A 1,078-nucleotide genomic window follows, 5' to 3' on the forward strand; every position below is an offset into this window, starting at 1 on the left:
ACAGGTTGATTCCTTACGGCTTCACAAAGCCCGGAACGTCTCGAACGCCCTGCCGAAGTCCGCGCAGCCGGGCGCGACGAAGGCGATGCAGGAGATCTACAACGCCGAGGGCCGCACGCATGCCGAGCGGGCGCTCGAGGCGTTCGCCAGGACCTACGGCGCCAAGTGGCCCAAGGCGGTCGCGAAGCTCACCGAGGACCGCGAGGAGGTACTGGCGTTCTACGACTTCCCGGCAGAGCACTGGATCCACCTGCGGACCACGAATCCCATCGAGTCCACATTCTCCACCGTCAAGCTCCGCACCAAGGTCACCCGCGGCGCCGGCAGCCCCGCCGCCGCACTCGCGATGGTGTTCAAGCTCGTCGAGTCCGCCCAGGCGCGCTGGCGAGCGATCACCGGCGCCCACCTGGTGCCCTTGGTCCGCGCTGGCGCCAGGTTCGAGAATGGCATCCTCATCGAACGTACTGAGGCTGCGTGAGGGCCCTCGAGTTGGGGAGGCAGACGAACCGTGGCGATTTGTTTCGAGCTCGTGGTGAACTTCGGCGATGACACCGAGGCGGCACAGGCTGCCGCCCGCATCGACCCCAAGCCATGGGTGCTTCGCGCGGGTGCCCACCGCATCCCTCTCCACCGACCGATGCTGGCGAAGGCGGGCGGGTACATCGAGCTGTCGATCCTGCCCGTGGCCGTCAGCTGGCATTGCGCCCTGGACGGCAGCCTCCCCAGATTCCAGCTCACCGCAGCAGAGCTGACCGAACTGGGACACCAGCTCTACGAACTGCTCGCGCAGTTCCGCGGATACGTCGCTGCCAAAGTCGGCTGGGACCCGGAATCGCTCCTGGACCCCGCTGAGCTTAGAAACGAGTGGTCAGCCGAACTGAACGACGGCAGCCTCCACGGGCTCGTGCTCTGCGACAAGCTGCACACTGAACTGGACCTGAGCGCCGCCGACTACGACGTGTTCCAGCCCGGATACCGATGGATACCGTATCGCGGGGAGGAGCCGAGCAACCTCACGGCCGACTGACGAAACAAGCATCACCCAGACCGGCCCATCCACACATATTGACAATTACTC

Annotated in this window: 2 protein-coding genes; both read left to right on the forward strand. The window is 65.5% G+C overall.

Annotation, left to right across the window (positions count from 1 at the left end):
• Positions 1 to 478 (forward strand): transposase (locus ACIGXM_RS37440; RefSeq protein WP_396568590.1); only part of this gene is annotated, 478 nt, incomplete at its 5' end.
• 30 nt (positions 479 to 508) lie between these two features.
• Positions 509 to 1,027 (forward strand): hypothetical protein, encoded by a 519-nt coding sequence (locus ACIGXM_RS37445; protein ID WP_396568591.1) that lies wholly within the window; start codon positions 509 to 511, stop codon positions 1,025 to 1,027.
• The last annotated feature ends 51 nt before the right edge of the window (positions 1,028 to 1,078 follow it).

The sequence above is a fragment of the Kitasatospora sp. NPDC052896 genome (assembly GCF_044547075.1).
Classification (GTDB): Bacteria; Actinomycetota; Actinomycetes; order Streptomycetales; family Streptomycetaceae; genus Kitasatospora.